This window comes from Colwellia sp. 75C3 (genome assembly GCF_002836255.1).
Lineage (GTDB): Bacteria > Pseudomonadota > Gammaproteobacteria > Enterobacterales > Alteromonadaceae > Colwellia.
Window position 1 is genome coordinate 1 of the sequence record NZ_PJAU01000003.1, and the last position, 2205, is coordinate 2205.

1 protein-coding gene is annotated in these 2205 nt (G+C 44.4%); it reads right to left on the reverse strand.

Features of this window, described 5'->3' with window-relative positions:
• Window positions 1-2205, reverse strand: a 2205-nt coding sequence (locus tag CXF85_RS00035) for a beta strand repeat-containing protein (protein WP_232771019.1), incomplete at both ends; no start/stop codon positions are given.

A 2205-nucleotide genomic window follows, 5' to 3' on the forward strand; every position in this document is an offset into this window, starting at 1 on the left:
ACATCGCCTGTGGTGGCTAAGGTACCAATTACCGCACCAACTGCATTTTCGTCTACATTCTGATTAGTTAAAGTAATACCCATTGGTGCTTCGTTAACATCACCGACATTCAGGATGAAAGCTTTATCAGTAGTAAGACCACCGCTGTCTGTTGAGGTGACGGTGACAGTAACACTGTCGGCACTTTCATGGTCAAGACTAACACCCGCTTTAAGTTTCAGTGCGCCATTAACCACTTCAAAACGCGTATCATCAACACTGTAACTGTGGCTATCGCCGTCATCAACATCGCCTGTGGCCGCTAAAGTGCCAATAACCGCACCGACTGCATTTTCGTCTACGTTCAGATTAGTTAAAGTAATGCCCGTAGGTGCATCATTGACTGCGGTCACATTCATAGTGACGATCGCCGTTTCAGTGACACCACCCGCCGTGACGGTGTAGGTAAAGCTATCTTCACCGTTGTAATCGCCCGTGGCTGTGTATGTTATTAACCCATTAGCACCAATCGATACGGCGCCATGTTCAGGTGTTGACGTTGCAGTAACCACCGCGCTACCTTCAAAATTATCGTTGCTCAGCACGTTAAACGTCTGGGCACTGCCTTCAGCGACATCAACCGTGCCGTCATCATTAATATCAACCACCGCTGCTACATCAAAATTAACGCTTTGGCTGACACTTTCATTATCTGGATCGGTGGCGGTGAAGGTTAATACTTCATTGCCGTACCAATCTGTAGTTGGCGTGATGGTCGCAATACCATCACTGATTGACACAATAATGTTGCTGTTACCTGTGACGCTAAACACTAAGCTACTGTCGACATCGTTAAAAGCGTCATTTAAATCAATCGTATAAGGCGTAAAGTCTTCGTTCAACGTTTGATCTGCAATTATGGTATCAACCATCGGCGCATCATTGACTAACGTGGTTGTTACCGTATTTGTTGCGCTTACACCATCACTTGTTGTTAAGCTAATATTAGGAAGTACATTGCCAGCATCTAAATAAATTTCACCTGCCGCTGTTAATTTGACATCAGTACCATCAAGTTCGTAGTAATTGTTGGTATTACTACCTGGTGTGAAATTTACCGTCAAGTCACCTTCATCATCAATAAGCGTATAAGATCCTAACACTGTGCCTTCGTCGGTTGTATCCTCTATCGCTACACCATTGCTGATGGTTAAAGTTTCAACGTCGTTCACCAAAATTGTGGTTACTGCATTTGTCGCCGATACGCCATCACTGGTCGTTAAACTAATATTAGGCAAAATATTACCGGAATCTAAATAAATTTCTCCTGCCGCCGTTAACTTTATATCCGTACCATCAAGTATGTAGTAGTTATTAGTATTCGTGCCTTGCGTGAAATCTACAGTTAAAGCAGCCTCACCTGCTTCATCAGTCAGGATATAACTGCCGAGTATATCTCCCTCTATAGTGCTATCTTCGGTCGCAATACCATTACTAATAGTTAAAGTTTCAACATCGTTAACATCGATGGTATTACCCGGATTAACATCAACCGTAGCTGGGCTAGTTTGTTTGCCATCCGTTGCTGACAAGATAAAGTCTGGTAAATCAGCGCCGCTGTTTACAAGATCTGCACCCGCTTGGGTTAATACAACCGTGTTGCCATCAAGCACATAATTGACCGTGTCGGATAACGTCACTGTGACCAAATCACCGTCTTCATCCTTGGTACTGAAGGTTGCTACAACATCCGTTGCTACCGCATTTTCTTCAGAGAAATTAGGGGTCGTCGATTCAAGCGTTATTGTCGCGGCATCATTAACATCCAGAGTATTGCCTGGATTAACATCAACCGTAGCTGGAGTATCTTGAAGACCATCCGTCGCTGACAAAGTGAAATCAGGTAAATCAGCGCCGCTGTTTACAAGATCAGCACCAACTTGTGTTAATACAACTGTATTGCCATCAAGCACATAATTGACCGTGTCGGATAACGTCACCGTGACCGTATCACCGTCTTCATCCTTGGTACTGAAGGTTGCCACAACATCCGTTGCTACCGCATTTTCTTCAGTGAAATTAGGGGTCGTTGATTCAAGCGTGATCGTCGCGGCATCATTAACATCCAAGGTATTACCCGGATTAACATCAACCGTAGCTGGGCTAGCTTGTTTGCCATCACTTGCAGAGAGTGTGAAATCAGGTAAGTCCGCGCCGCTATTCACT